This window comes from Faecalitalea cylindroides ATCC 27803, assembly GCF_000469305.1.
Taxonomy (GTDB): Bacteria; Bacillota_I; Bacilli_A; order Erysipelotrichales; family Erysipelotrichaceae; genus Faecalitalea; species Faecalitalea cylindroides.
The window spans coordinates 1-691 of record NZ_KI271021.1 but is presented as its reverse complement, the minus strand read 5'-3'; the positions used below and the strand labels follow the sequence as shown (position 1 = coordinate 691).

At 37.3% G+C, this 691-nt stretch carries 2 pseudogenes; both read left to right on the top strand.

Going from position 1 to position 691, the window contains the following annotated elements:
• Window positions 1-283, top strand: a pseudogene (locus HMPREF0367_RS10560) (UDP-N-acetylmuramate--L-alanine ligase); the annotation flags it as partial.
• A gap of 45 nt (window positions 284-328) precedes the next feature.
• A pseudogene (locus HMPREF0367_RS07140) lies at window positions 329-691 on the top strand (YgiQ family radical SAM protein); the annotation flags it as partial.

Sequence of the window (691 nt, the reverse complement as noted above, 5' to 3'; positions counted from 1 at the left end):
GGACCGCTATTCCCGCCTGCAGTATTTTCTAGATGAATTTGCCGAAAGTTTAAATACGGCAGATCAAGTATGCTTGTGTGATTTTCCAAAGAATGCGAAACGAGAAGATGATACGATTACGGTAACGATTCAAGATTTGTTGGATCGCTGTCCTAATTCAATCTTATTGGATATTGATCAAAAGAGTGCTGAAGCTTTAAAAGAGATGGCACCCGCTGTTTATGTATTCATGTCCAGCAAAGATATTTATCTATTAAAAGATATGTTAAAAGAGATTTTATAAGGGTATTTTTATCAGTACCCTTTTTGTCTGAAAGGAGAAACTATTATGGATGATCGTTTTTTACCTGTCACAAGAGAAGAAATGCTTGAACGTGGCTGGGATACTTGTGATTTTGTATATGTATGTGGGGATGCTTATGTAGATCATCCATCATTTGGCGCTGCCATTATTTGTCGTGTTTTAGAATCTCATGGCTATAAGGTATGTTTTTTATCTCAGCCAAACTGGCGAGATAAGACAGATTTCATGCGTTTTGGAAAACCTCGTTTAGGCTTTTTGATTTCCAGTGGAAATATTGATTCTATGGTGAATCATTATACTGTAGCCAAAAAACGAAGGAAGACAGATAACTATACCCCTGGTGGTGTCATGGGAAAAAGACCGGATCGTGCTGTGATCGTTTATTCA